We start from the raw sequence: 24,985 nt of genomic DNA on the forward strand, positions 1-24,985 counted from the left end.
GGAAAAGAGATTTATGAGCATGATGATGTTTAGCTGGTTTGAGAAAAGGCTCGATCCGTTCCCGGCGGCGGAACCGGTCGAGCCGCCGAAGACGCTGGTCGGCTTCTGCATGCATTATACACGCGGCGCCTGGCCCTACATCGTCCTGGACGCGATCCTGGTGGCGGCGATTGCCTTTGCCGAGGTGTGGATGTTCGGCTTCCTCGGCCACATCGTCGACTGGCTGTCGGGGCAGAACCGCGAAACCTTCCTGCAGACCGAAGGCTGGAAGCTCGCCGGCATGGCCTTCATCGTGCTGTTCGCACTGCCGGGCACGGTCTGGCTGCATTCTCTGCTCAACCAGCAGACGCTGATGGGCAACTACCCGATGCGCATCCGCTGGCAGGTGCATCGCTATCTGCTGAAGCAGTCGATGGCCTTCTACCAGGACGAGTTCGCCGGACGCATCGCGACCAAGCTGATGCAGACGGCGCTCGCCGTGCGCGAATGCGTCATCAAGCTGATCGACGTGCTCAACTACATCATCGTCTATTTCCTCGGTGTGCTGTTCATCGTCGGTTCGGCCGATTGGCGGCTCGCCACGCCGCTGGTCGTCTGGCTCATCGGCTATATCGGGCTGCTGCGCTTTTTCATCCCGCGGCTCGGCAAGGTCGGCGAGGAGCAGGCCAATGCACGCTCGACCATGACCGGCCGTGTCGTCGACAGCTACAGCAACATCCAGACGGTCAAGCTGTTCAGCCACGCGCGCCGCGAGGCCTCCTTCGCCAAGGAAGGCATGGCCGGCTTTCTCGATACGGTCTACCGGTCGATGCGGCTGGTGACGGTACTCTATGGCCTGCTCTACATCCTGAACGGGCTGCTGTTGTTCTCCGTCACCGCGCTGTCGCTGTGGCTGTGGCTCGGCCAGGCGGTGACGATCGGCGCCGTCGCCGTGGTCATCGGCCTCGTGCTCAGGATGTGGGGCATGTCGCAATGGATCATGTGGGAAATGTCGAGCCTGTTCGAGAACGTCGGCACGGTGCAGGACGGCATCGCATCGATCTCGCTGCCGCGGCTGGTCGAAGACGGGCCGGGTGCGAAAGACATCACCGTTTCCAAGGGTGAGATCCGCTTCGAGGACATCCGCTTCCACTATGGCAAGCAGAAGGGCGTCATCGAGAACCTGTCGCTGACGGTGAAGCCGGGCGAAAAGGTCGGCATCGTCGGCCGTTCCGGCGCCGGCAAGTCGACGCTGGTTAACTTGCTGCTGCGTTTCTACGACCTCGAAGCAGGCCGGATCCTGATCGATGGCCAGGAGATAGCTTCGGTGACGCAGGATTCGCTGCGTGCGCAGATCGGCATGGTGACGCAGGACACCTCGCTGCTGCACCGTTCGGTGCGCGAGAACATTCTCTACGGCCGGCCCGACGCCACCAACGAGATGCTGCTCGAGGCGGCGGGGCGGGCCGAGGCGCTCGACTTCATCGGCGGGCTCATCGATGCCAGCGGCCGTAAGGGGTTCGACGCCCATGTCGGCGACCGCGGCGTCAAACTGTCCGGCGGCCAGCGGCAACGCATCGCCATTGCCCGCGTGATGCTGAAGGACGCGCCGATCCTCATTCTCGACGAAGCGACGTCGGCGCTCGATTCGGAGGCCGAGGCGGCCATCCAGGAGAACCTCTACAGGCTTATGCAAGGCAAGACCGTGATTGCCATCGCGCACCGGCTGTCGACCATCGCGGCGATGGACAGGCTCGTCGTCATGGACATGGGCCGTGTCATCGAGGAAGGTTCGCACGAGGAACTGGTCGCCAAGGGCGGACTCTACGCGCAGCTCTGGCAGCGCCAGTCGGGTGGCTTCCTGCTCGACGAGAGCCCGGCGGAGGCCGCCAACGACGCTATCGCCAACGACATTGGCGCCAAGGGTGAAGCCGCCGAATGATGACTGCCGTCTATCGCTGGTTCGAGAACTGGGTCTATCCGTTCCGGGAGCCGGCGAGTCTCAGGCCACCTGCCAGCGTCGGCGGCTTCCTCTGGCACTATGTCGGGCAGGCGAAGTTCGCCTTCTTCGCCATGCTGGTCATCGGCGGCATCGCGCCGCTGGTCGAGGCCGGACTGTTCTATTTCGTCGGGCGGCTGGTCGATATTCTCGACCAGCTTCCTGGCGAGCGCAGTTGGCACGCTTTGTGGACCGCCGCCGGCCCCGAACTCGTCTTCATGGCCGCGGTGGTGCTGGTCATCCGCACCCTCGTCGTCGGCCTGTCGGCGCTGGTCAACGAGCAGACGATCACGCCGGGCTTCTACAATCTGGTGCGCTGGCAGGGGCATCGCCACGTCTCGCGCCAGTCCTACGCCTTCTTCCAGAACGATTTCGCCGGCCGCATCGCCACAAAGGTCTGGCAGGCCGGGCAGGCGACCGGCGACCTGATGGAGAGCTTCATCGAGGTCGTCTGGTTCATGATCGTCTACACGGTGACGACGCTGGCGCTGGTCGCGGGGCTCGATCTCAGGCTGGCGGTGCTGGTGGTGATCTGGATCACCGCCTTCGGCTTCATCGCCAAGTTCTACCTGCCGGCGATTCGCAAGCATGCAGAGGCAACCGCCGAGGCGGGCTCGATGATCACCGGCCGCATCGTCGATTCCTATTCCAACGTGCAGACGCTGAAGCTGTTCTCGGCCGATGGCGACGACCGCTATATCCGGAACGGCTTCGACATCTATCTCGATGCGCTGCGGCCATTCACGCGCAGGCTGACCGGCGTGCGCATGGCGCTGACGACGCTGTCGGGCATCATGATAATGGCGATCGCCGGCTTTGCCATCTATCTCTGGGTGGAAGGCTCGATCACCGTCGGCGCGGTCGCCTTCACGCTGTCGCTGGTGCTCAGGCTCAACATGCTGCTTGGCCGGCTGATGATGCAGCTCAACAGCATCCTGAGGAATCTCGGCGTGCTGGAGAATTCCAAGGCGCTGATTTCGCAGCCGCTCGGCCTGACCGATGCGCCGGATGCCGGCGAGCTGGTCGTGGGCGGCGGCCGCATCGAGGTGAAGAACGTCACCTTCCACTATGGCAAGGGGTTCGGCGTGCTCGACGGCATCGACCTCGTGGTGCGGCCGGGCGAGAAGGTCGGGCTGGTCGGGCCGTCCGGCGCCGGCAAGACGACCCTGGCCAATCTGATCCTGCGCCTCTACGGCCTCGAGGGCGGCAAGATCCTGATCGACGGGCAGGACATATCGGGCGTGACGCAGAACTCGCTGCGCGCCAACATCGGCGTCGTCAGCCAGGACACGGCACTTTTTCATCGCTCGCTGCGCGACAACATCAAGCTCGGTATGCCGGATGCGACCGAGGCGCAAGTGGTCGCGGCGGCCACGAAGGCCGAGGCGCACGACTTCATCCTCGGCCTGCGCGACAACAGAGACCGTAAGGGCTACGAGGCCTTTGTCGGCGAGCGCGGCGTGAAGCTGTCCGGCGGCCAGCGCCAGCGCGTCGCGATCGCGCGCGTCTTCCTCAAGGACGCGCCGATCCTGATCCTCGACGAGGCGACCTCGGCGCTCGATTCCGACATCGAGGCGGCGATCCAGGAAAATCTGGCGCGGCTGATGGCGAACAAGACCGTCATTGCCATCGCGCACCGGCTGTCGACGATCGCGGCCCTCGACCGGCTGGTGGTGCTCGACGGCGGCCGCATCGTCGAACAAGGTACGCATGACGAACTGGTGGCGCTCGACGGGCTCTATGCGCGGCTGTGGAAGCGCCAGTCCGGCGGCTTCCTGTTCAACGAGGAAAGCGTGCTGGAAGAGACGCGTCCGGCGGAGTAGGGCATGGGCGGATCAATGGTAACCGGCTATGTGCTGAAGCGGCTGCGGCCGACGACGCCAGCCTTCCGCGCATTGATGGAAGAGAGCCGCCTCGAGGGATACTGGATGCTGGTGCGCCTGGCCGATGGCTGGGCAAGCCGCCGCAACAGGTTCCTGAAACATGGCGAGGCGCTGTTTGGCGTCTGGCATGGCCGCGAAGTCGTTGGTGTGTGTGGGCTGAACATCGACCCCTATTTCGACGGCAGGGAGCAAGGCCGGGTCCGTCACCTGTTCGTCAGCGCGCTGCATCGCCGCAACGGTGTCGGCAGAATGCTGGTCGAGACGGTTGTCGACAGGGCACGTCGACATTTCGCCGCGCTGAACACAAGGGCGCCGCAGGAAGCCTTCGCTTTCTATGAGGGACTCGGCTTCGGGCCGGTCAAGGGCGAAGAATTCGTCACCCATCGTATGACGTTCTAGACAAAGTCCGCGGCCGGCAGGAAAGGAGACTGAGATGTCGTTGCGCCCGCCGTCCACCGGCAGTTCGGCCGGGGAAGCCGCCTTCGACGCGCTCGGCCATGAAATCCTGGCCGAGAAGGCAGCGGCGCTCGGACGCGCCGGGCAGCGCGTCGAGGAGACGCTGGCCAAACTGCGTGAGAATGGAGACGACAAGGAGCAGCGGCCCAGGCTCCTCAAGGAAGCGGCCGAAGCCGTGCACGGCTACTTCATCCAGCGCGAACTCTGCGGCCTGCGCAAGCACGACGCGGTGATCCGCGAGTACGATATCCCAAGGGCCGTGTTGGTCAGGCTCGGCGCCAAATAGCGCTATCTTTTTGTTTGACCATGATCTTTTCCGAAAACCGGCCTCCACTTTTTGCTACGCTGACCTTCGGCTCGGGATCATGGTCTACTCCAGCCATTTGGTGATGAAGCTGCCGTTCTCGTGGATATCGGTGGTCTCGAGCGCGCCCGGGCCGAGATTGGTGAATTTGTGCGGCGTGTCCGGCGGCACGATGACGATCTGGCCGGCGGACGCCTCGATTTGCCGGTCGCCGACCGTGAACAGCCCGGTGCCCTGACGGATGATGAAGATCTCTGCGTAGGGATGGCTGTGCAGACGTGGGCCGCCGCCGACGTCAGGCAAATAGTTGAAGATCAGGCAGCTGTTGGAGCCAAAGGCGCCGCACTGCAGCTCGCCTTGCCAGCAGTCGGGCGCCTCGGCCCAGGTGTCGCGGTCGATGACGTGCGCCATGGGAGCAGGATAGGCCAGGCTGGCATCGCCTGTCGAGGCAAAGGCGAGGCGTCGGTTTGCCGTTGCTTTTCCAGCTGTTTCCCGGTCTTCGCGGATACTCCGGCACAGCGTCGCCCGACGCCGGATCATGTCCCCGCGACAATCTGCCCTTGTGCCTCCACGCCGCTGGACAAAAACGGGCTTCACGCATAAACCGAAGTCCAAATGCCGGAGGAATTCGCTAGCCTGTTCGCCATGCGCTGTCGGGTTGGCGTGAATGAGCGGGGAACGAGGCTCGACCACCGGCACGGACGAGGCGAAAGGATCAGGCACCCGTGAGCGCAACCGACACCCAGGATCCCAACCGTCGTGATTTTCTCTACGTCGCCACCGGCATGGCCGCTGTGGTTGGCGCGGGCGCCGTCGCATGGCCGTTCATCGACCAGATGCGCCCCGATGCCTCGACGTTGGCGCTGGCCTCGGTCGAGGTCGATGTCGCTTCGCTGACGCCGGGCATGTCGCTGATCGTCAAATGGCGCGGCAAGCCGGTCGTGGTGCGCAACCGCACCGAGCAGGAGATGAAGGACGGCGAGGCCGTCAACCTCGCCGAGCTCAAGGATCCGATCGCCCGCAACGCCAACCTGCCGGCTGATGCCCCGGCGACTGATGCCAACCGGACCACGCCCGGCAAGGAAGCCTGGATGGTGATGGTGCAGGTCTGCACCCATCTGGGCTGCATCCCGCTCGGCCAGGAAGGCGATTTCGGCGGCTGGTTCTGCCCGTGCCACGGTTCGGTGTACGACACCGCCGGCCGTATCCGCCAAGGTCCGGCACCGGAGAACATGGCGGTGCCGGTATTCAAGTTCATTTCCGATACCAAGATCCTTATCGGTTGAGGCAGGGGATATTTCGATGAGCGAGGGACACTCGACCTATACGCCCAAGACCGGTATCGAACGCTGGTTGGACGCCCGCATGCCGCTGCCGCGGCTGATCTATGACAGCTTCGTCGCCTATCCGGTGCCGCGCAACCTCAACTATGCCTGGACCTTCGGCGGCATCCTGTCGATCATGCTGGTCTCGCAGATCCTTACCGGTATCGTGCTGGCCATGCACTATACGGCCGACACCAACCTCGCCTTCGACTCGGTCGAAAAGATCATGCGCGACGTGAATTCGGGATGGCTGTTGCGCTATCTGCATTCCAACGGCGCCTCGTTCTTCTTCGTCGCCGTCTACATCCATATCTTCCGCGGCCTCTACTACGGCTCCTACAAGGCGCCGCGCGAGCTTTTGTGGATCCTCGGCTGCATCATCTACCTCCTGATGATGGCGACCGGCTTCATGGGCTACGTGCTGCCGTGGGGACAGATGAGCTTCTGGGGCGCCACCGTCATCACCGGCTTCTTCAGCGCCATCCCGCTGGTCGGCAACTGGATCCAGGAGCTGTTGCTCGGCGGGTTTGCCGTCGACAATCCGACGCTCAACCGCTTCTTCGCGCTGCATTATCTGTTGCCGTTCATGATCGCGGGCGTCGTCGTGCTGCACGTTTGGGCGCTGCACGTCGTCGGCCAGTCGAACCCGACCGGCATCGAGGTCAAGTCGAAGACCGATACCGTCGCCTTCACGCCTTACGCGACCATCAAGGACGCGTTCGGCATGATCGTGTTCCTGTTCTTCTTCGCCTATTTTGTCTTCTACCTGCCGAACTTTCTCGGCCATCCCGACAACTATACGGTCGCCAATCCGCTGAAGACGCCAGCCCACATCGTGCCGGAATGGTACTTCCTGCCGTTCTACGCGATCCTGCGCGCCATCACCTTCAACATCGGCCCGATCAACTCCAAGCTCGGCGGCGTGCTGTGCATGTTCGGCGCCATCGTCATGCTGTTCCTGGTGCCGTGGCTCGACACCTCCAAGGTGCGCTCGGCGGTCTACCGGCCCTGGTACAAATTGTTCTTCTGGCTGTTCGTGGCCGACGCCGTCCTGCTCGGCTGGCTCGGCTCGCAGCCGGCCGAAGGCACCTATGTCTTCATGGCGCAAATGGCGACGCTGTTCTACTTCGCCTTCTTCCTGGTTGCGCTGCCGGTGCTCGGGCTGATCGAGACACCGCGCAGGCTGCCGAATTCGATCACCGAGGCGGTGCTCGAGAAGAACAAGGGTGGCGGACATCATCCTGCGGGGGCTACGGCCGCGCCGGAAACCAAGGGCTGAGCGGCAGAGAATCTAAGGGGATTTGGCATGAAGAAGATTCTCACCTCGCTGGCGCTGCTTGGCCTTGTGGTTGTTGGCACCGCGGCGATCGCCGCCGAGGAGGCACACAACGCGGCCGCGCCGACGCACTTCCCGATCGATGAGCCGAAGGAGATGGACTGGAGCTTCGCCGGGCCGTTCGGTACCTACGACAAGGCGCAGCTGCAGCGCGGCCTGAAGGTCTACAAGGAAGTCTGCGCGGCCTGCCACTCGATGAACCTGGTGGCGTTCCGCACGCTGGAAGGGCTCGGCTATTCGGAAGCGCAGGTGAAGACGCTTGCCGCCGAATACACCATCCATGACGGCCCCAACGACGCCGGTGACATGTTCGACCGTCCCGGCAAGCCGTCCGACTACTTCCCGGCGCCGTTCGCCAACGAGCAGGCTGCTGCTGCCTCCAATGGCGGCGCCGCTCCGCCCGACATGTCGCTGCTGGCCAAGGCGCGCGGCGTCGAGCGCGGCTTCCCGCGCTTCGTATTCGACATCTTCACGCAGTATGCGCAGGGCGGCCCCGACTATATCCATTCGCTGCTGACCGGCTACGACGAGACGCCGCCGGCCGGCATGGTGATCCCCGAGGGCACGCACTACAATCCATACTTCCTGTCCGGCGTGTCGCTGAAGATGCCCAAGCCGCTGTCGGACGGCCAGGTGACCTATGATGACGGCGCGCCGCAGACGGTCGACCAGTATTCGCGCGACGTGTCGGCGTTCCTGATGTGGGCGGCCGAGCCGCATATGGAAGACCGCAAGAAGACCGGCTTCCGCGTGCTGGTGTTCCTGCTCCTGTTCGGCGCCCTGGTCTATCTGACCAAGCGCAAGGTGTGGGAAGGCGTGGCGCACTAAGGCCTGGTTGATAAGGGCCTAAGCCGCTTTGAAGCAAGACGATCATGGAGGGCGCCGGAAGGCGCCCTTTTTGCTTGGATGAGGCCCGGGCCGGCGGCATGGTCGATTGCCGGCCGCTTGAACAAGCCCGTTGGCACGGCGCCATGTGATTGCTATGCCACGCGGCGTCTGTGACGGGAGATCGTCGACGGCATGATGTTTGGAAATCGATGATGCGGCTACGCGACTGTCACAATTTTTCCGATTTCCGGCGCATGGCGCAGCAGCGGCTGCCGGGGCCGATCTTCAACTACATCGACGGTGCGGCCGACGACGAGGTCACCTATCGCCGCAACACCGAAAGCTTCGAGAGATGCGACCTGGTTCCCAACGTCTTGCGTGGGGTGAGCGAGATCGACATGTCGGTGACGGTCATGGGCCAGAAGCTGGCAATGCCTGTCTATTGTTCGCCGACCGCCTTGCAGCGGCTGTTCCACCATCAGGGCGAGCGCGCGGTCGCCAAGGCCGCAGCCAAATACGGCACGATGTTCGGCGTCTCCTCGCTCGGCACGGTCAGCCTCGAGGAGGCGCGCAAGATCAGCAGCGGGCCGCAGGGCTACCAGTTCTACTTCCACCGGGATCGCGGCCTGAACCGGGCGATGATGCAGCGCGCCAAGGACATCGGCGTCGAGGTGATGATGCTGACCGTCGACAGCATCACCGGGGGAAACCGCGAACGCGACAAGCGCACGGGCTTTGCCATTCCCTTCAAGCTCAACCTCGCCGGAATGCTGCAGTTCGCCGTCAAGCCGGGCTGGGCCTTCAACTATTTCACGCATGAGGGGTTCAAGCTGCCGCAGCTCGACGAGCATGTCGACATGGGCGGCGGCACCATGTCGATCAGCCGCTACTTCACCGAGATGCTCGATCCGTCGATGAATTGGGACGACGTCGCCGAGATGGTCCGGCTGTGGTCGAGTCCATTCTGCCTCAAGGGCGTCATGTCGGTCGAGGATGCCAGGCGCGCCGCCGAGATCGGCTGCAGCGGCATTGTCCTGTCGAACCATGGCGGTCGGCAGCTGGACGGCTCGCGGGCGGCTTTCGACCAGCTTGCCGAGATCGTCGATGCCGTCGGCGACCGGATCGACGTCATCATGGATGGCGGCGTGCAGCGCGGCACGCATGTGCTGAAGGCGCTGTCGCTCGGCGCCAAGGCCGTCGGCGTCGGCCGCTATTATCTGTTCCCGCTGGCGGCGGCCGGGCAGGCGGGCGTCGAACGGGCGCTCGAACAGATGCGGGTCGAGATCGAGCGCGGCATGAAGCTGATGGGCTGCACCACGATCGAACAATTGACGCGCGAAAATCTGCGTTTCAGGTAATCTCGCGCGAAACGGGCGGACGCCCGAAGAAGCCAACGGGTCTCGCTATTCGCGGCAAGACATCGAATACGCCAGTGTGGAGTGCGAACCATGAAATCCTCCCTCGAAGAGACGCTGCTCTCGGCGATCCGCACCATTCCCGACTATCCCAAGCCTGGCATATTGTTTCGCGACATCACCACGCTGCTCGGCAATGCGCGCGCTTTTCGCCGCGCCATCGACGAGCTTGTGCATCCCTATGCCGGGCTGAAGATCGACAAGATCGCCGGCATCGAGGCGCGCGGTTTCATCCTCGGCGGGGCTGTCGCGCATCAGCTTTCGGCGGGCTTCGTGCCGATCCGCAAGAAAGGCAAGCTGCCTTACGAGACGGTACGCGTCGCCTACAGCCTGGAGTATGGGCTGGACGAGATGGAGATGCACAAGGACGGCGTTGCCGAGGGCGAAAAGGTGATCCTGGTCGACGATTTGATCGCCACCGGCGGCACGGCGGAGGCGGCGGTCAAGCTGCTCAGGCAGATCGGCGCTGACATCCTTGCCGCCTGCTTCGTCATCGACCTGCCGGATCTCGGCGGCCGCAAGAAGCTGGAGTCGCTCGGCGTGCCGGTGAGGACGCTGATCGGCTTCGAGGGGCATTGAAAAGGGCGAACTACTCGACCTTCACCAGCACCGCACTGTCGAACTCGATGACCTTGTCGCCGGTCGAATCGGAGGCCTCGCAGAGCAGCGTCAGCAAATGCCAGCCGGGGCGCGCGGTGAGCGGGCGATGGGCGAGCGCGGTGCGCATGAATGTCACGGTCTCGCCGGCATAGACCGGCTTCAGCCATTTCAGGTTCCTGAAGCCCGGGGAGGGGCCGAATTCCGGCTGCGGGCCTGGACCTGTCCAGCGGACGCCTTCCGTCTCCATGCGCTTTTCGAGGTTGTACTTCATCCAGGTGGCGGCGGTGTGCCAGCCGGAGGCGCAGAGACCGCCGAGCACGCTCGTCTTTGCCGCCTCCTCGTCGACATGGAAGACCTGCGGATCGTATTTGCGGGCGAATGCCTTGATGTCGTCCGGTTCGAATGTGTGCGAACCGAGCGTGACGGTGACGCCGATCAGGAAGAACTCGTCGAGGGTCATGACAGGCCTTTTGCGGCATCACGCGCGAGGAACATGCCAGTGTTTTCGAGTTCGAAGACGCTTTCGCCGCGCTGGTTGAACAGTTCGCTGCGCATGGTGATCAGGCCAAGCTGAGGCCGCGACCTGGACTGGCGCTTGGCGAGTACGGTGAGCGTGCCACTCAACGTATCGCCGGCCAGAACCGGCTTCTTCCATTTGACGTGTTCGATGCCCGGCGAGCCCTGCGAGGTCGAGTCGAGCAGGAAGGCATCGCACAGCATGCGCATGAACATCGCGCAGGTGTGCCAGCCGGAAGCCGACAGACCGCCCAGAATGCTGGCCTTGCCGGCCTCCTCGTCGAGATGCATCGGCTGGGCGTCGAATTTACTGGCGAATTCGATGATCTCGGCGGCGCTCACCTGCTTCACGCCGAGGTCGAGCGAGGCGCCCTCGACAAAATCCTCATAGGCCCAGGTCTTTCCGGTCATGTCCAAGTCTTTCCGGTCATCGTCTAAATCCGGTTGCGGAACACCGATCAGGACGGATCGGGGTTTCCCGGATGAAGGCCGCACGGGTTTTGGTCAAGCAATTTCTGGTGCGCCAGCATCGACGGCGCGTGGGCCTGGGGCGCCTAAAGCCAGCCGCGGCGGCGGAAATACCAGAAGGGCAGGATCGCCGACAGCACCATCATGGCAATGGCGAAGGGATAGCCGAGCTGCCATTTGAGTTCGGGGATGATGTCGAAATTCATGCCGTAGATCGAGGCGACCAAAGTCGGCGGCAGGAAGATGACGGCGGCGACCGAGAAGATCTTGATGATGGCGTTCTGCTCGATCGAGATCATGCCGAGCGTGGCGTCGAGCAGGAAGGAGATCTTCTGCGACAGGAAGGTGGCATGGTCGGCGAGCGACAGCACGTCGCGCGACAGCGTCTTGATGCGCGCCTTTGTGTCCTTGCTCATCTTGGTGCGGGTCGAGGCATGGGCGAAGAAGCCAGCCAGGCGCTGCAGCGAGATCAGGCTGTCGCGGATCGAGGAGGTAAGATCTTCCTTGCGGCCGATGGCTTTCAAGAGTTCCTGGAAGTCGCGGTTGCGCTTGGAAACCTTGGTCGAGGTCGCCTGGAAGATGTCGCGCGAGATCGCCTCGACGTCGCGGCCGGCGCGCTCCAGAATATCGGCGAGCCGGTCGACGATCGCCTCCAGCAGGCCGATCAGGATGGTGTCGCCGCTGGTGCAGCCGGTCGCCACCTTCTCGGCGCGCTGCGGAAAGGTCTTGAACGCCTTCGGCTCGTGATAGCGCACGGTGATCAGTCTCGTGCCGGCAAGCACGAAGGTGACCGGCGACATCAGGGGATCGTCGATCTCGGTCTGGGCCGGCAGCGTGGCAGTCATGAAATAGGCGCCGTCCTCGACATAGAGGCGGCTCGAAATCTCGATCTCCTCCATCTCCTCGCGGGTCGGAATGGCGACGCCGAGCCAACTCTCGATGGCGGCCTCTTCTTCCTTTGTCGGGCTCAAGAGGTCAGCCCAGACGACATTGTCGTCGAGGTTTTCGGTAATGCGCAGGCGATCATTGTCCACGACGAAGGCTTTGATCATCGCCGGGTCTCCCTTTGCTCGTGTGGCAATCCGAAATTCGCCTTCCCCAGGAGCGCCCGCCGCGAGGGCGGGCTGCCCGCAAGGTCAGGTGTTGAACTTGAACAGCATGATGTCGCCGTCCTGGACGACGTATTCCTTGCCTTCGTCGCGCGCCTTGCCGGCTTCCTTGGCCGCCACTTCGCCGCCAAGTGCGACGAAGTCGTTGTAGGCGATGGTCTGGGCGCGGATGAAGCCGCGCTCGAAATCGGTGTGGATGACGCCGGCCGCCTGCGGCGCCCTCGCGCCCTTGTGCACAGTCCAGGCGCGCGCTTCCTTCGGTCCGACGGTGAAATAGGTGATCAGCTGCAAAAGCTCGTAGCCGGCGCGGATGACCTTGTTGAGGCCTGGCTCGTCGAGCCCCAGCGAGGCCAGGAATTCCATCTCCTCCTCGTCGCTGAGTTGGGCGACCTCGGCCTCGATCGCGGCCGAGATGACGACCGTGCTGGCGCCCTGCGCCGCGGCCACCTTTTCCACCGCGCTGGCGTGCTCGTTGCCGGTGGCCGCATCGGCCTCGGCGACGTTGCAGACATAGAGCACGGGATGCGAGGTCAACAAGTTCAGCCCCTGCAGGATGCGCAGGTCTTCCGGCGAGATGCCGTTGAGCAGGATGCGGGTCGGCTTGCCTGCTTGCAGCAACTCGAGTGCCGCTTCCATGGTCGGCAGCACCGTCATCGCTTCCTTGTCCTTGCCGGACGCGCGCTTGCGGAACTGCGCGATGCGGCGTTCGAGGCTCTCCAGGTCGGCGAGCATGAGCTCGGTCTCGACGGTCTCGGCGTCGGCGACCGGATCGATGCGACCTTCGACATGGGTGATGTCGTCATCCTCGAAGCAGCGCAGCACATGGACGATGGCGTCGACCTCGCGGATGTTGGCGAGGAACTGGTTGCCCAGCCCTTCGCCCTTGGAGGCGCCACGCACCAGGCCGGCGATGTCGACGAAGGAGATGCGTGTCGGGATGATCTCCTTCGACTTGCCGATCGCGGCGATCTTTTGCAGGCGGGGGTCGGGCACTGCCACCTCGCCGGTGTTCGGTTCGATGGTGCAGAACGGATAGTTGGCGGCCTGCGCCGCCGCCGTCCTGGTCAACGCGTTGAAAAGCGTCGACTTGCCGACGTTGGGCAAGCCAACGATGCCGCATTTGAAACCCATTTTGTCCGGTCCTATCGGGAAAGCGAAATTTGATCAGGGCTATGGGCGATAGCGCCAAGGATCGTCAAGCCCTACGGCCGCGATCGCGTCCCGGTTCAGCCCTTGCCACCGAACAGCTTCTTCAGCATGGCGGCCATCGGGCCGGTTTCGGGCAGCTTGGCCGGCGCCTGCTGCGGCCGTGCCTGGCGAATGTGGCTCTGGGCCTTCGGGGCCTTGGGCGGCGGGCGGTCGTCGTCGCCGGTCGGCGTCAGTCTGTCGCGCAAGGCAAGCGTCACCCGGTTCATGAAAGAATTGTCGTCGCCCTTGACCAGCAATCCGGCGTCATCGGCGATCGTGTCGAGCAGAACTTGAAGCCACTCGCGGTCGGCCTTGGCGAAGTCGCCAAGCACATGGCCGTGCACCATCTCTCTGACGCCGGGATGGCCGACGCCAATGCGGACGCGACGAAAACCCTTGCCGACATGGTCGTCCAGCGAGCGGATGCCGTTGTGACCGCCGGCGCCGCCGCCTACCTTGACCCTAACCTTGCCGGCGGCAAGATCGATCTCGTCATAGAAGACGGTGAGAGCGGAAGGTTCGAGCTTGTAGAAGCGCAGCGCTTCGCCGACCGACTGGCCGGACAGGTTCATGAAGGTCTGCGGCTTGATCAGGATGATCTTTTCGCCGTCGATCGTGCCTTCGGCGATCAGGCCCTGGAACTTCTTCGACCAAGGCGAAAAGGAATGGCGGCGGGCGATTGCGTCCGCCGCCATGAAGCCGACATTGTGCCGGTTGTTGGTGTATTTCGCGCCCGGATTGCCGAGGCCTGCAAAGACAAGCATCGTCGTTCTCCGAGCGGAAAGGGATTACTTCTCTTCGGCGGCCGGAGCCGCTTCGGGGGCAGCCGCCTCGGTCGTCTCCTCGACCTCCGGCTTCATCGCCGAGGAGCCGGCAATGGTCGCGATGGTGAAGTCGCGGTCGGAGATCGCCGGCTTGACGCCGGCCGGCAGCGTAACCGCCGAAATGTGAATCGAGTCGCCGATGTCGGCGCCGGTGAGATCGACGGTGATGAATTCCGGGATCGCATTGGCCGGGCAGTGGAACTCGACTTCGTGACGCACGATGTTGAGCACGCCGCCGCGCTTGATGCCGGGCGACTTGTCCTCGTTGATGAAGTGGACAGGCACGTCGACATTGACTTCGGTGTCCTTGCCGATGCGCAGGAAGTCGACATGGACAGGGAAATCCTTGACCGGGTCGAGCTGGAAGTCCTTGGGCAGGACCTGGATCTTCTTGCCGTCGACATCGATCGTGGCGATCGTGGTCAAAAACCCGCCGCCATGAATCTTGTAGTAGATGTCCTTGTAGGTGAGCGCGATCGCCAGGGGAGGCTGCTTGTCACCGTAAATTACTGCAGGCACTTTACCGTTGCGGCGAACTGCACGGGCGGACCCCTTACCGACCTGTTCGCGCGCTTCGGCCTTGAGCTCGTAAGTATCGTGGCTCATGGCATTTCCTTTCGCGTGTTATGGAGCGTTCACGGCCGGCAAAGTGCTTGGGCTGTAAACGTCGAAAGCCGCCAGGCCTGGATGTCCGAAAGCCGGAAGCCGCATACGCGGACCTTTGTTCGGGATCACAAGGGAAGGCAGCCTTCCGCCGCGTTGCCTCCAAGGGTGTCTACGCGGGTGGCGGCTCTATAGCGGAAGGCGAGAAAGGGTGCAAGCCGTGGCAGGGCATGGGCGTTGAGCCGACTTTCTATATCGTGTCCAAACACGTTCGTGCAACCTGCAGGTCATTCCGGGGACGTTACGCGCTCGCAGGCGATGGATCCGCCTAGATGTTTTCGCGCGTGTAGATCTCGAAAGGGAGGATGTTGGTGAAATTGCCGCCCTCGTTCGGGGCGGAAACGGCTCGGATCATGCCGGCCAGCGCTTCCTGCGCTATGCGGGCGAGCGGATGCGAGATGATGAAGGTCAGCGTGCCGTCGAGCAGCGCCGGGCGGGTCGACTCCATCAGCTCGTAGCCGACGACGACGAGGCTGCCGGCCCGGCCGGTGGAGCGCAGCGCGGCGATGGCGCCGGTGATGCCGCCGCCGGCGACATAGAGGCCGGACAGGTCCGGATTTTCGTTCAGCAGTTTTTCGGTCATCTCCTGCGCGATGGCGCTGGATTCGAAGGTCAGCAGCGGCTCGAGCAGCGTGAAGCCGGGGGCGTGCTCGCGGAAATAGGAGCGAAAGCCGCTCTCGTTCATTTCCTGGCAGCGGTAGCGATGATTGCCGACGAGGATGCCGAGCTTGCCAGGCGCTCGACATACATGCTCGAACACCCAGGCCGCGGTGCGCCCGACCTTCCAGTTGTCCAGCCCGATATAGCGAACGTGCCCGGTCGCCGAGATCTGCGAGATCAGCGCAAACACCGGCACGTTGCGGGCATTGAGCGTGTCGACCGCCTGGGTGACGAGTGGATGGACCGCCGCGACGACGCCGACCGCGTCGCATTCGGCGCCCAAAGCCAGCATGCGCGAGGCGACGTTCTGTGGCGACAGATCGTCAAGGAAAACTGTGCGCAGCTCTATTTCGCAGTCGGGCATAGTTGGCACCGCCGCACGCAGCGCCTCGGCAATGTTGCGGTAGAAGGCGCGGCTGGGCTGGTGCAGCAGGAAGCCGAACCGGTAGCGCGGCCGGGCGGCCGCTATGCGGCTGCGCAGCGCACCCATGCCGTAGAAGCCGATCTGCTCCGCCGCCAGCCTGACGCGCTCGCGCGTGCCCTGGCGGACGGCACCCGAGCCGCTCAGCACCCGGTTGACGGTGGCCACCGAAACATTCGCCTCGGCGGCGACATCTTTTATCGTCGGCCGCTTGGTTTGGTCCATTTCGTGTCATCAGCCTGTAGCAATTGATACAAACGTATCATTCATCAGGCAATTCTGAGACGAATGATACAATCATTTTGGAATAGACATTCTATTCTTGATTCATTTTGGATCAAGATGTTTATCTCGGGCAGAAACAAAGAAGGCGCAAGCACCGCCAGCCCAAGGATAGCAGCAGCACAGCGCAGACAGGTTCTGACCCTCCGCCCTATGGCGGTGTGAGGCAGCGTGCGCGTGCGAGCCATCCCAAGGCGTTGCGGGTGGAGGATTTGCATGGACGATCTCAAATACGGCGTACGCGACAAGCGCGGCGACTGGAAGCCAAACGGGCGCATCGAGGCCGTGCCGTTGTGGAGCTGGCCACCGAAGCTGCCGAAGGTCCTGGCATGGCTGCCCGGCTATATCTGGCCGTGGAATGCCTTCCACATGGCCACTGCGCTGATCTACTGGTCCTATGTCGTCCCCAGCGTCGAGACGATGAAGACCATCGACTGGCGCTGGGCTCTGTGGCTCTATGCCGTCAACGCAGCCGCGATCCTGGTCTTCTACGGCATCTTCGAGCTGCGCTACTACATCAAGCGCGCCCAGCAGACTCGGTTCAAATACAACCACAAATTCCCCGGCGATGCGCCGTCCGACGTGTTCTGGTTCCAGAGCCAGAACCTCGACAACTTCCTGCGCTCGTTCTTCATAACCATCCCGTTGTGGACGGTGGTCGAAGTCATCTTCCTGTGGTGCTTTGCCAAGGGCTACGTGCCGTGGGTCGGCTGGCAGGACCACCCGGTCTATCTCGCGGCGCTGGTGCTGGTCGCGCCGGCCATCCACGAGGTGCACTTCTTCTTCATCCACCGCCTGATCCACTGGGGCCCGCTTTATCGCTGGATCCACTCGGTCCACCACAATTCGATCAACCCGTCGCCCTGGTCGTCGCTGTCGATGCATCCGGTGGAGGGGTTTCTGTACCACGCGGTCGCCTTCTGGCACCTGGTCATCCCGTCCAACCCGATCGTCGCGCTGTTCCAACTGCATGTTGCGGGTTTCGGCGCCGTCAACGGCCATCTCGGCTTCGACAAGCTGGAGGTGACCGAAGACACGGCCATCAACAGCCACGCCTACACGCACTACCTGCACCACAAATATTTCGAGGTGAACTACGGCGGCGACGGGCTGATCCCGCTCGATAGATGGTTCGGCACCTGGCACGACGGCACCAAAGAGGGCGATGCCATGATGGACGCCCGCTTCCAGAAGAAGAGGGAGCGCATGAACGCCGGGGCGTGAGCCGGGCGAAGCATCGATCACGGCGCGCAATCGGGAGAGAGGCGCGTGAAGCGACAAAGTTTTTCAAAACCCGTCTGACGACGGCAACTGGGAGGAGACGACATGAAGCGTGCAACAAGACTCTTGACGGCAATGATGACAGCGGCCGTGATGGCGACAGGTGCCACAGCCGCAATGGCCGATGGGGCGAAGATCTTCGTCATCGGCGGCAAGGCGGACGACCCGTTCTGGTCGAAGGTCAAGAAGGGCGCCGACGACGCCGGCAAGGTTGCCGAACTGACCGGCGGCTCGGTGACCTGGCTCGGCCCGCAGAATTACGACAATCTCGGCCCGGATGCCGCCAAGCTGATCCGCACCGCGCTCAGCCAGAAGCCGAGCGCCATCGTCGGCCCGGACTGGGTGCCCGAGGCCATGGATGACGCCTTCAAGGAAGTCGTTGCCGCAGGCGTGCCGCTCATCATCTACAATTCCGGCGGCATGGATGCAGCCAAGCGGCTCGGCGCCATGAACTATGTCGGCAACGAGGAATACGCGGCCGGTCTCGGCGGCGGCGAATATTTCGGCAGCCATGGCGCCAAGAACGTGCTTTGCGTCAACACATTGCCGGGCTCCACCAATACGGAAGACCGCTGCAAGGGCATCGCCGACGCCATCGCCAAGAGCGGCGGCAAATCCACCCAGTTGCCGCTGCCCTCATCCAGCTTCGGCAACCCGACAGCGGTCGCCGAGGCGATCAAGGCCGCCGTGCTGAAAGACAACACCCTCGACGGTCTCATCACCATCAGCGCTGGCGACGCCAACAGCGCGGCCAATGCCATCAGCCAGGCCAATGTCGGCGACAAGGTCAAGCTCGCTTCGTTCGACATGGACGAAACCGGCCTGCAGCGTATCAAGGACGGCCAGCAGATGTTCTCGATCGACCAGCAGCCTTACCTGCAGGGCTATCTTGCGGTGTCGCTGCTGAACGGCTTCGTCAACTATGGGCTCGATCTGCCGACGAAGCCTGTGCTGACCGGACCGGGGATCGTCGACGCCGCCAACGTCGACGCGACGTTGGCTGGTGCCGCGGCCGGCGCCCGATAAGTTGCGCAAACCGAGTGTCCGGCCCATCCGAGGGCCGGACATCGCCAGCCGGCGCCCCCGACGAGGGCCGCGCCAGGCTTCCCATTGTTCAAGCCAGGGACCACTTCGATGACATCCCAAGCCCATGACCAACCCGCTGTGACAGCGACTGCGCCCCCGCATTCTTCGATGCCCTCGATCGGCAGCCTGGTGCGGCGCCCCGAGGTCGGCTCGCTGATCGGCATGATCGCCGTGCTGGTGTTCTTCTCGATCTTTGGCGGCGCCAATTTCATGTCGGCCGGCGGTGCCGCCAGCTGGCTCAACGTCGCCTCTGAACTCGGCATCATCGCACTCCCGGTGGGCCTACTGATGATCGCCGGACATCTCGATCTCTCCGTCGGGTCGATGGTCCCCGCCAGTTCGATGACCATCGCCATCCTCTCGGGCCACTACGACCTGCCGATCATCGTCGGCATCCTCGCCGCGCTTGGCCTTGGGCTGGCCGTCGGCTTCATTAACGGGGTCTTGGTGATCCGCACCAAGGTGCCGTCCTTCGTCGTCACCCTGGCAACGCTGTTCGCGCTGGCCGGCCTGACGCTCGGGCTTTCGATCATCCTGTCCGGCAGCACGAGTGTCGCGCTAAAGGGCGGACCGATCGCCAAGCTTGTGTTCGGCGACTATCTCGGCGGCAAGTTCCAGGTGACCCTGTTCTGGTGGATCGCGATCGTCCTGATCGTCGGCTTCATCCTGAATTTCTCCCGCTTCGGCAACTGGATCCTGGCCATGGGCGGCGACGCCGTCAGCGCCCGCAATGCCGGCATCCCGACGGACCGCGTCACCATCGCACTGTTCATGAGCAGCAGCCTGTGCGCAGCCTTCGTCGGCATGTCGCAGGCGATCCTCTACAACAGCGCCCAGGTGGCCGCCGGGCAGTCCTTCATCTTCAACTCGATCATTGCGGTGGTCATCGGCGGCGTGCTGCTCACCGGCGGATATGGTTCGGTGGTCGGCATCGTGTTGGGCACGCTGACCTTCGCAATCGTCAACCAGGGTATCTTCTACACCGGCTTCGACGCCAACTGGGCGAGCCTGATCATCGGCGTCCTGCTGCTCGCCGCCGTGCTGATGAACAACACCTTCCGCACCATGGCGCTGACCTACGCGCCGCGCACCAAGACGAGGGCCCGCTGATGACAACGCCCTTGCTCAGACTGACTGGGATCAACAAGTCGTTCGGTCCCATCGACGTGCTCCATGACATTTCCCTCGAGGTCAACAGAGGCGAGGTGCTGTGCCTGCTCGGCGACAATGGCGCGGGAAAATCCACGCTGATCAAGATCCTCTCCGGCGTCCACAAGCCGACATCGGGCAGGTTGGAAATGGACGGCAAGGCCGTTGAGTTCGGCAGCCCGCGCGACGCCAGCGATCATGGCATCGCGACGGTCCACCAATTCGGCGGGACGTTCCCGCTGATGAGCATCGGCCGCTCCTTCTTCGTCGGCGCCGAGCCGACGCGGCGATGGGGGCCGCTCACCATCTACGACCGCAAGCGGGCCAACGAGATCGCCGTCACCGAGATGCGCCAGCTCGGCATCACCCGCATCGACGACGGCGACCGCCTCGTCGGCGGACTGTCCGGGGGCGAGCGTCAGGCGCTGGCGATCGCCCGTGCCGTCCATTTCGGCGCCAGCGTGCTGATCCTCGACGAGCCGACGGCCGCGCTCGGCGTCAAGGAGGCGGCGCACGTCCTGCGCATCGTCCTGCAGGCGCGCCGCAAGGGCATCGCGGTCATCTTCATCACCCACAATGTCGTCCATGCGCTGACCGTCGGAGACCACTTCGCCGTCCTTATCAGAGGCTCCAAGGCCGCCGATTTCCGCAAGGGTGAGAAGAGCCGCGAGGCGATCACCGACCTGATGGCCGGCGGCGAGCAGATGGCCGAGCTCGAAGCCGAGATCGAGAGCTTCTCCGCGACCAACGATGCGCCGCGCGACGGAGCACATGCGTAACCCAGTGAGGATGCCTTCCACACGGGCATCTTCCCTCCCGGGGCGGCCGGCGGACATGTGTTCCGCCGGCCGACTTTTCGACCAACCGAGGACCAGGCTGCAGGAAGACAATGGCAAAGTGGATTGATGCATGTGCGACGGATGATATCGATGAAGAGGACGTCATCCGCTTCGATCACGAAGGCCGGACATTCGCCATCTATCGGAGTCCCGACGATGCGTTCTTCTGTACCGACGGCCTGTGCACGCATGAGAAGGTGCATCTGAGCGACGGGCTGGTCATGGAATACAGGATCGAATGCCCGAAGCACAACGGCGTCTTCGATTACCGGACCGGCGAAGCGGTGCGCGCACCGGTCTGCGTGAATCTCAAAGCCTACAAGACAAAGGTCGAAGACGGCCGCGTGTACATCGAGGTCTGACATGTCCGATACCTTCACCCTTGCGGCCTGCGCCGAGATGCTGTGGCGCGACCGGCCGATGGAATTCCGCGTCAAGCGCCTGACCGAAATGGGTTTTCAGGTCGGCCTCTGGAACTGGCCCGAGCATGACCTCGCAATGCTGGAGAAATCCGGCGCCACCTTCTCGATCATGAACGGCTATCTGCGGGGCCGGCTTGCCGATGACGAGGGTGCCGCCGAACTTTTGAAGACGGCGAAGGAGACGGCGGACGTCGGCAAGCGCCTCGGCGTGGCGCGGCTCAATCTACACGGGACGGGACTGGGCGAGGGCGGCCTGCCGGTCACGCCTTGCGGGACCGTCACCGGTGCGATGTGGCTCAAGGCGCGCGACACGCTGAACCGCATTGCGGACCTCGCCGAGGCGGAGGGCGTGACCTTCACGCTGGAAAATTTGAACCTGCCGGTCGATCATCCCGGCGTGCCGTTCGCGCGCGCCGAGGACACGCTTGCGCTGGTTTCCAGCGTGAACCGGCCGGGGCTGCGCCTCAACCTCGATCTCTACCATGCGCAAATCGGCGAGGGGAATTTGATCGAGCTCTGCCGCGCCTGCCTGCCGTGGATCGGCGAGGTCCAGGTTGCCAACGTGCCTGGTCGAATGGAGCCCGGCACCGGCGAGATCAACTACAAGGGCATCGCCCGTGCGCTGAAGGACATGGGCTACCGCGGGCCGGTCGGCATGGAGGCGTTCGCCTCCGGCGATCCCGAGGCGGCACTGCAGGCCTTCCGCGACGCTTTCACTGTCTGAGGGAACAAGAATGGTCACGAAAAACACCCGGCCCACCGTCGCAGACATTCGCGCCATGAAGAGCCGCGGACAAAAGATTTCCATGCTCTACGTCACCACGCTCGAAGAGGCGGCGGCAGCGGACGCGGCCGGTGTCGACATGCTGTCGATCGAGGGCCGCTTCTTCTCGCCCGAGATGCGCGAGGCGGCCGGCAGATGCTTCGTCCAGGTCGGGCTGCCTTATGGCGGTTGGGGAACCTTTGAGGGCCGGCCTCTCGCAACTGCCGAGGATTATCTGCGGGCAGCTTTCCATTTCGCAGCGATGGGAGGTGACTGCTTCTATTGCGCTGCCTCTTATGACATCCAAAAGACATTATGCGACAACCACGTGCCAATCGTCGCGCATGTCGGCCTCATTCCTTCCTACATCACCTGGACAGGCTTTCGCGCGGTGGGCAAGACCGGGCAGGAAGCCCTGAAAGTCTGGCAGCAGGTGAAGCGGCTTGAGGCCATCGGCTGCTTCGGAGCCGAGCTCGAAGTTGTCCCTGACAAAGTCGGTGCATTCATTTCGAAGAACACTTCGATGATCATGCTCGGCATGGGAGCCGGGCCGGGTGCTGACGCCCAGTATCTCTTCGCCGAAGACGTATTGGGCCATACCCAGGGTCACAAGCCACGGCATGCGCGTACCTATCGCAATTTTGCAATCGAATACGAGCGGCTCCAGAACGAGCGGGTTGCGGCCTTCAAGGAGTTCATCGCCGACGTCAATTCTGGCGCCTATCCGGCGCCGGAACACAACGTTCCGATCGCCGACGAGGAATTCGCTCGCTTCGTCAATCAAGCCGAAGCCGGATCCTAGACCTCGGCGGATGGGCCACCACGATGTACGGCGCAAGAAAGAACACGAACGCCTGCGGATGTGGATCGTCTCAGAGCAGCGAAAGCTGACCCCTATCAATTCAATGTCGTACGGAGCTTTGGAAACTGATGCTTAATGTTGGACTTCTCGGGGCCGGGCGGATTGCCGGCGTTCATGCGACGGCGATCGCGTCGCACCCTGGCAGCAAACTCGTCGCCGTGTCGGACATCAATACGGCGGCCGCCGAAAAGCTCGCTGCCCAATACCGGGCTGAGGTACGAACTACAGAAGCCGTCCTAAATGATCCCGCCATCGATGCGGTTTTGATTGCCACCTCGACAGACACTCATTCTGATTTGATCGAGCGGGCGACAGCTGCTGGCAAAGCTGTTCTTTGCGAGAAGCCGGTGGACCTCAGTCTTGCGCGCGCGCTGGAATGCCGCAAGGCAGTTGCCGCCACGAAGCGTCCGGTAATGATCGGCTTCAACCGCCGCTTCGACCCAAATTTCGCGGCGCTGAAGGCTGCTGCCGACAGAGGCGAGATCGGCAAGACCGAACTCCTGTCAATCACATCCTTCGACCCCGCGCCGCCGCCCGTTGCCTACATCAAGGTCTCGGGTGGACTGTTCCGCGACATGATGATCCACGACTTCGACATGGCGAATTTCATCATGGGTGCCGCACCCATGGCGGTGACCGCCGTCGGATCCTCGATCGTCGATCCTGAAATCGGCGCAGCGGGCGATGTCGACACTGCTGTGGTCACGCTCACCTACGATGATGGCCGGATTGCTGTCATCAAGAACAGCCGGCGCGCGGTTTATGGCTATGACCAGCGGTTGGAACTGCTGGGTTCGCAAGGGCTACTGCAGGCGCGGAACATGCTGGAAAACTCGGTGGTGAAGTCCACCACCACCGGCGTGACGGGGGCCAAGCCGACCTACTTCTTCCTGGAGCGCTACATGCCGGCCTATGCCGCCGAATGGGCCGGTTTTGTCGAGGCAGTTAATGGCGGTAAGGCGGTTCCCGTCACCCTGGACGATGGCATTGCCGCGCTGGCGATGGCAGAGGCAGCATCGGTGTCGGCGAAGACCGGGGCTCCTGTGAGACTCGCCAGCGTGCTTGGCTGACGGTCCTTGCGAGCAGGCGCCAAGCGCCTGGCCGCATAGTGTTGCAATTGACGGAAACCAGAAACGGCCTGGTCACAGGGCGGGCGGTTATTGTGTGTGCGCCGCCAAACTTTGCGACATGCCCATCGTTTTGGCTCACGAAGCATTTCGAAAGACCAACGGAAGAAATTCATGTCCAGCTTCGCCCTCAGAGTCAAATGCCGCTCAACCAGGGGAATTGTTGCAGCGATCTCGACCTTCCTTGCAGATCAGACCTGCAACATTGCCGATAGCGCACAATTCGATGACGCCGACACCGGCAACTTCTTCATGCGGATAAGCTTCCGCTCCGAGGGCGGCTGTGACCTCGAGCAACTACGTGCAGGTTTCGGTGCGATCGCCACGCGTTTTGGCATGGAGGCCGAGTTTTTCGACGAAGCGGTGAAGCGCAAGGTGATCATCATGGTCTCACGCTTCGGACACTGCCTCAACGATCTCCTGTACCGCTGGCAGATCGGCGCGCTTCCGATCGACATCGTCGCCGTGATTTCCAATCATATGGATTATCAGAAGGTTGTGGTGAACCACGACATCCCGTTTTACGGGATCACGGTGACGAAGGAGAACAAGGTCAAAGCTGAAGCGCAGCAGATGCGCATTGTGGAGGAGACCGGGGCCGAGCTGATCGTGCTGGCACGCTACATGCAGGTGTTGTCCGACGAGATATGCCGGACGATGTCAGGGCGCATCATCAATATCCACCATTCATTTCTGCCGTCTTTCAAGGGTGCCAACCCCTACAAACAGGCCTACGAGCGCGGCGTAAAACTGATTGGTGCAACATCCCACTACGTGACTGGCGATTTGGACGAAGGCCCAATTATCGAGCAGGACACGATCCGTGTGACGCATGCGCAATCAGCTGAGGACTATGTCAGCCTCGGTCGCGATGTCGAGGCGCAGGTCTTAGCCCGCGCCATCCATGCGCACATTTACGGACGGGTTTTCTTGAACGGAAACAAGACGGTTGTTTTTCCTGCGTCGCCGGGCTCCTACGCATCGGAACGAATGGGATGATCTCACAAATCAAGCGGCCGTTGGAGGATCCGGCTCCATGTAGTCCGATGATCGCAATCCGATTTCAAAGCTCAAGCGACTTAGCCGAATTTGCAACATGACAGTCATGGTGTCGAACGTCTTCTTCGCATTCTTCAAGAGCTAGAACGATGAACAAACCTCGAACTCTCGATGAAATCAAAGTAGCTATCGCCAAACGCG

26 protein-coding genes are annotated in these 24,985 nt (G+C 62.8%); 18 read left to right on the plus strand and 8 right to left on the minus strand.

Annotated elements, in window-relative coordinates; all coding sequences use genetic code 11:
* The first annotated feature begins 19 nt into the window (after positions 1 to 19).
* The 4 genes from AC04SI_RS14620 to AC04SI_RS14635 are packed head-to-tail and all read left to right on the plus strand — an operon-like array spanning position 20 to position 4,603.
* On the plus strand, positions 20 to 1,921 hold the full coding sequence (locus AC04SI_RS14620; protein WP_404280499.1) for an ABC transporter ATP-binding protein: 1,902 nt from the start codon (positions 20 to 22) through the stop codon (positions 1,919 to 1,921).
* On the plus strand, positions 1,918 to 3,801 hold the full coding sequence (locus tag AC04SI_RS14625) for an ABC transporter ATP-binding protein (RefSeq protein WP_488474387.1): 1,884 nt from the start codon (positions 1,918 to 1,920) through the stop codon (positions 3,799 to 3,801). The genes AC04SI_RS14620 and AC04SI_RS14625 overlap by 4 nt, the downstream gene beginning before the upstream one ends.
* Before the next feature lie 3 nt (positions 3,802 to 3,804).
* Entirely contained in the window at positions 3,805 to 4,260 is a 456-nt protein-coding gene (locus AC04SI_RS14630) for a GNAT family N-acetyltransferase (RefSeq protein WP_488474388.1), read from the plus strand.
* Between the two features lie 34 nt (positions 4,261 to 4,294).
* Positions 4,295 to 4,603: a DUF6665 family protein gene (locus AC04SI_RS14635; RefSeq protein ID WP_404280415.1), complete on the plus strand. Its 309-nt coding sequence runs from the start codon at positions 4,295 to 4,297 to the stop codon at positions 4,601 to 4,603.
* 84 nt (positions 4,604 to 4,687) lie between these two features.
* On the opposite strand, the gene AC04SI_RS14640 is transcribed toward AC04SI_RS14635, so the two are convergent.
* Positions 4,688 to 5,032, minus strand: a complete 345-nt coding sequence (locus AC04SI_RS14640; protein ID WP_404280413.1) for a cupin domain-containing protein — start codon at positions 5,030 to 5,032, stop codon at positions 4,688 to 4,690.
* Positions 5,033 to 5,346: 314 nt separating this feature from the next.
* Here AC04SI_RS14640 and petA point away from each other — a divergent pair, with 314 nt between their 5' ends.
* The 5 genes from petA to AC04SI_RS14665 all read left to right on the plus strand — a co-directional run bounded on the left by petA (position 5,347) and on the right by AC04SI_RS14665 (position 10,104).
* Positions 5,347 to 5,907, plus strand: coding sequence for a ubiquinol-cytochrome c reductase iron-sulfur subunit (petA, locus tag AC04SI_RS14645; RefSeq protein WP_120014706.1), 561 nt, complete (start codon positions 5,347 to 5,349; stop codon positions 5,905 to 5,907).
* Positions 5,908 to 5,923: 16 nt separating this feature from the next.
* On the plus strand, positions 5,924 to 7,225 hold the full coding sequence (locus tag AC04SI_RS14650; protein WP_488474389.1) for a cytochrome b: 1,302 nt from the start codon (positions 5,924 to 5,926) through the stop codon (positions 7,223 to 7,225).
* Positions 7,226 to 7,252: 27 nt separating this feature from the next.
* Positions 7,253 to 8,110 (plus strand): cytochrome c1, encoded by an 858-nt coding sequence (locus AC04SI_RS14655; protein WP_488474390.1) that lies wholly within the window; start codon positions 7,253 to 7,255, stop codon positions 8,108 to 8,110.
* A gap of 212 nt (positions 8,111 to 8,322) precedes the next feature.
* Positions 8,323 to 9,468: an alpha-hydroxy acid oxidase gene (locus tag AC04SI_RS14660; RefSeq protein ID WP_488474391.1), complete on the plus strand. Its 1,146-nt coding sequence runs from the start codon at positions 8,323 to 8,325 to the stop codon at positions 9,466 to 9,468.
* A 90-nt stretch (positions 9,469 to 9,558) separates the two neighbouring features.
* On the plus strand, positions 9,559 to 10,104 hold the full coding sequence (locus AC04SI_RS14665; RefSeq protein ID WP_006202565.1) for an adenine phosphoribosyltransferase: 546 nt from the start codon (positions 9,559 to 9,561) through the stop codon (positions 10,102 to 10,104).
* A 10-nt stretch (positions 10,105 to 10,114) separates the two neighbouring features.
* Here the strand turns inward: AC04SI_RS14665 and AC04SI_RS14670 are convergent, their stop codons facing one another.
* The 7 genes from AC04SI_RS14670 to AC04SI_RS14700 all read right to left on the minus strand — a co-directional run bounded on the left by AC04SI_RS14670 (position 10,115) and on the right by AC04SI_RS14700 (position 16,199).
* Positions 10,115 to 10,585 carry a MaoC family dehydratase gene (locus tag AC04SI_RS14670; protein WP_488474392.1) on the minus strand — a complete coding sequence of 157 codons (471 nt, stop codon included), beginning with the start codon at positions 10,583 to 10,585 and terminating at the stop codon, positions 10,115 to 10,117.
* Complete coding sequence (locus AC04SI_RS14675; RefSeq protein WP_404280403.1) at positions 10,582 to 11,052, minus strand: MaoC family dehydratase; 471 nt, start codon at positions 11,050 to 11,052, stop codon at positions 10,582 to 10,584. The genes AC04SI_RS14670 and AC04SI_RS14675 overlap by 4 nt, the downstream gene beginning before the upstream one ends.
* Before the next feature lie 143 nt (positions 11,053 to 11,195).
* The gene (gene corA, locus AC04SI_RS14680; RefSeq protein WP_404280400.1) at positions 11,196 to 12,161 is read right to left on the minus strand and encodes a magnesium/cobalt transporter CorA; all 966 of its coding nucleotides are present in this window, start codon (positions 12,159 to 12,161) and stop codon (positions 11,196 to 11,198) included.
* Between the two features lie 84 nt (positions 12,162 to 12,245).
* Positions 12,246 to 13,349, minus strand: a complete 1,104-nt coding sequence (gene ychF / locus AC04SI_RS14685; protein WP_404280397.1) for a redox-regulated ATPase YchF — start codon at positions 13,347 to 13,349, stop codon at positions 12,246 to 12,248.
* A gap of 95 nt (positions 13,350 to 13,444) precedes the next feature.
* A complete protein-coding gene (gene pth, locus AC04SI_RS14690; protein ID WP_404280394.1) occupies positions 13,445 to 14,170 on the minus strand; it encodes an aminoacyl-tRNA hydrolase in 726 nt (241 codons plus the stop codon).
* 24 nt (positions 14,171 to 14,194) lie between these two features.
* Complete coding sequence (locus AC04SI_RS14695; protein ID WP_404280392.1) at positions 14,195 to 14,836, minus strand: 50S ribosomal protein L25/general stress protein Ctc; 642 nt, start codon at positions 14,834 to 14,836, stop codon at positions 14,195 to 14,197.
* A gap of 325 nt (positions 14,837 to 15,161) precedes the next feature.
* A complete protein-coding gene (locus tag AC04SI_RS14700) occupies positions 15,162 to 16,199 on the minus strand; it encodes a LacI family DNA-binding transcriptional regulator (protein ID WP_404280390.1) in 1,038 nt (345 codons plus the stop codon).
* Positions 16,200 to 16,472: 273 nt separating this feature from the next.
* Between AC04SI_RS14700 and AC04SI_RS14705 the strand changes: the two genes are divergently transcribed.
* The 9 genes from AC04SI_RS14705 to purU all read left to right on the plus strand — a co-directional run bounded on the left by AC04SI_RS14705 (position 16,473) and on the right by purU (position 24,784).
* Entirely contained in the window at positions 16,473 to 17,480 is a 1,008-nt protein-coding gene (locus AC04SI_RS14705) for a sterol desaturase family protein (protein ID WP_404280388.1), read from the plus strand.
* Between the two features lie 102 nt (positions 17,481 to 17,582).
* A complete protein-coding gene (locus tag AC04SI_RS14710; protein WP_404280386.1) occupies positions 17,583 to 18,563 on the plus strand; it encodes a sugar ABC transporter substrate-binding protein in 981 nt (326 codons plus the stop codon).
* 168 nt (positions 18,564 to 18,731) lie between these two features.
* Positions 18,732 to 19,733 (plus strand): ABC transporter permease, encoded by a 1,002-nt coding sequence (locus tag AC04SI_RS14715; RefSeq protein WP_404280384.1) that lies wholly within the window; start codon positions 18,732 to 18,734, stop codon positions 19,731 to 19,733.
* A complete protein-coding gene (locus tag AC04SI_RS14720; protein ID WP_404280379.1) occupies positions 19,733 to 20,551 on the plus strand; it encodes an ATP-binding cassette domain-containing protein in 819 nt (272 codons plus the stop codon). Before AC04SI_RS14715 ends, AC04SI_RS14720 begins: the two co-directional genes overlap by 1 nt.
* A gap of 110 nt (positions 20,552 to 20,661) precedes the next feature.
* Positions 20,662 to 20,973 (plus strand): MocE family 2Fe-2S type ferredoxin, encoded by a 312-nt coding sequence (locus AC04SI_RS14725; RefSeq protein ID WP_006202552.1) that lies wholly within the window; start codon positions 20,662 to 20,664, stop codon positions 20,971 to 20,973.
* Position 20,974: 1 nt separating this feature from the next.
* The gene (locus AC04SI_RS14730) at positions 20,975 to 21,757 is read left to right on the plus strand and encodes a TIM barrel protein (RefSeq protein ID WP_404280376.1); all 783 of its coding nucleotides are present in this window, start codon (positions 20,975 to 20,977) and stop codon (positions 21,755 to 21,757) included.
* 10 nt (positions 21,758 to 21,767) lie between these two features.
* A complete protein-coding gene (locus AC04SI_RS14735; RefSeq protein ID WP_404280374.1) occupies positions 21,768 to 22,598 on the plus strand; it encodes a 3-methyl-2-oxobutanoate hydroxymethyltransferase in 831 nt (276 codons plus the stop codon).
* A 128-nt stretch (positions 22,599 to 22,726) separates the two neighbouring features.
* A complete protein-coding gene (iolG, locus tag AC04SI_RS14740) occupies positions 22,727 to 23,728 on the plus strand; it encodes an inositol 2-dehydrogenase (protein WP_404280372.1) in 1,002 nt (333 codons plus the stop codon).
* A 171-nt stretch (positions 23,729 to 23,899) separates the two neighbouring features.
* A complete protein-coding gene (purU, locus tag AC04SI_RS14745) occupies positions 23,900 to 24,784 on the plus strand; it encodes a formyltetrahydrofolate deformylase (protein ID WP_404280370.1) in 885 nt (294 codons plus the stop codon).
* Positions 24,785 to 24,985 lie beyond the last annotated feature (201 nt).

It is taken from the genome of Mesorhizobium sp. CNPSo 4689, from assembly GCF_057784325.1.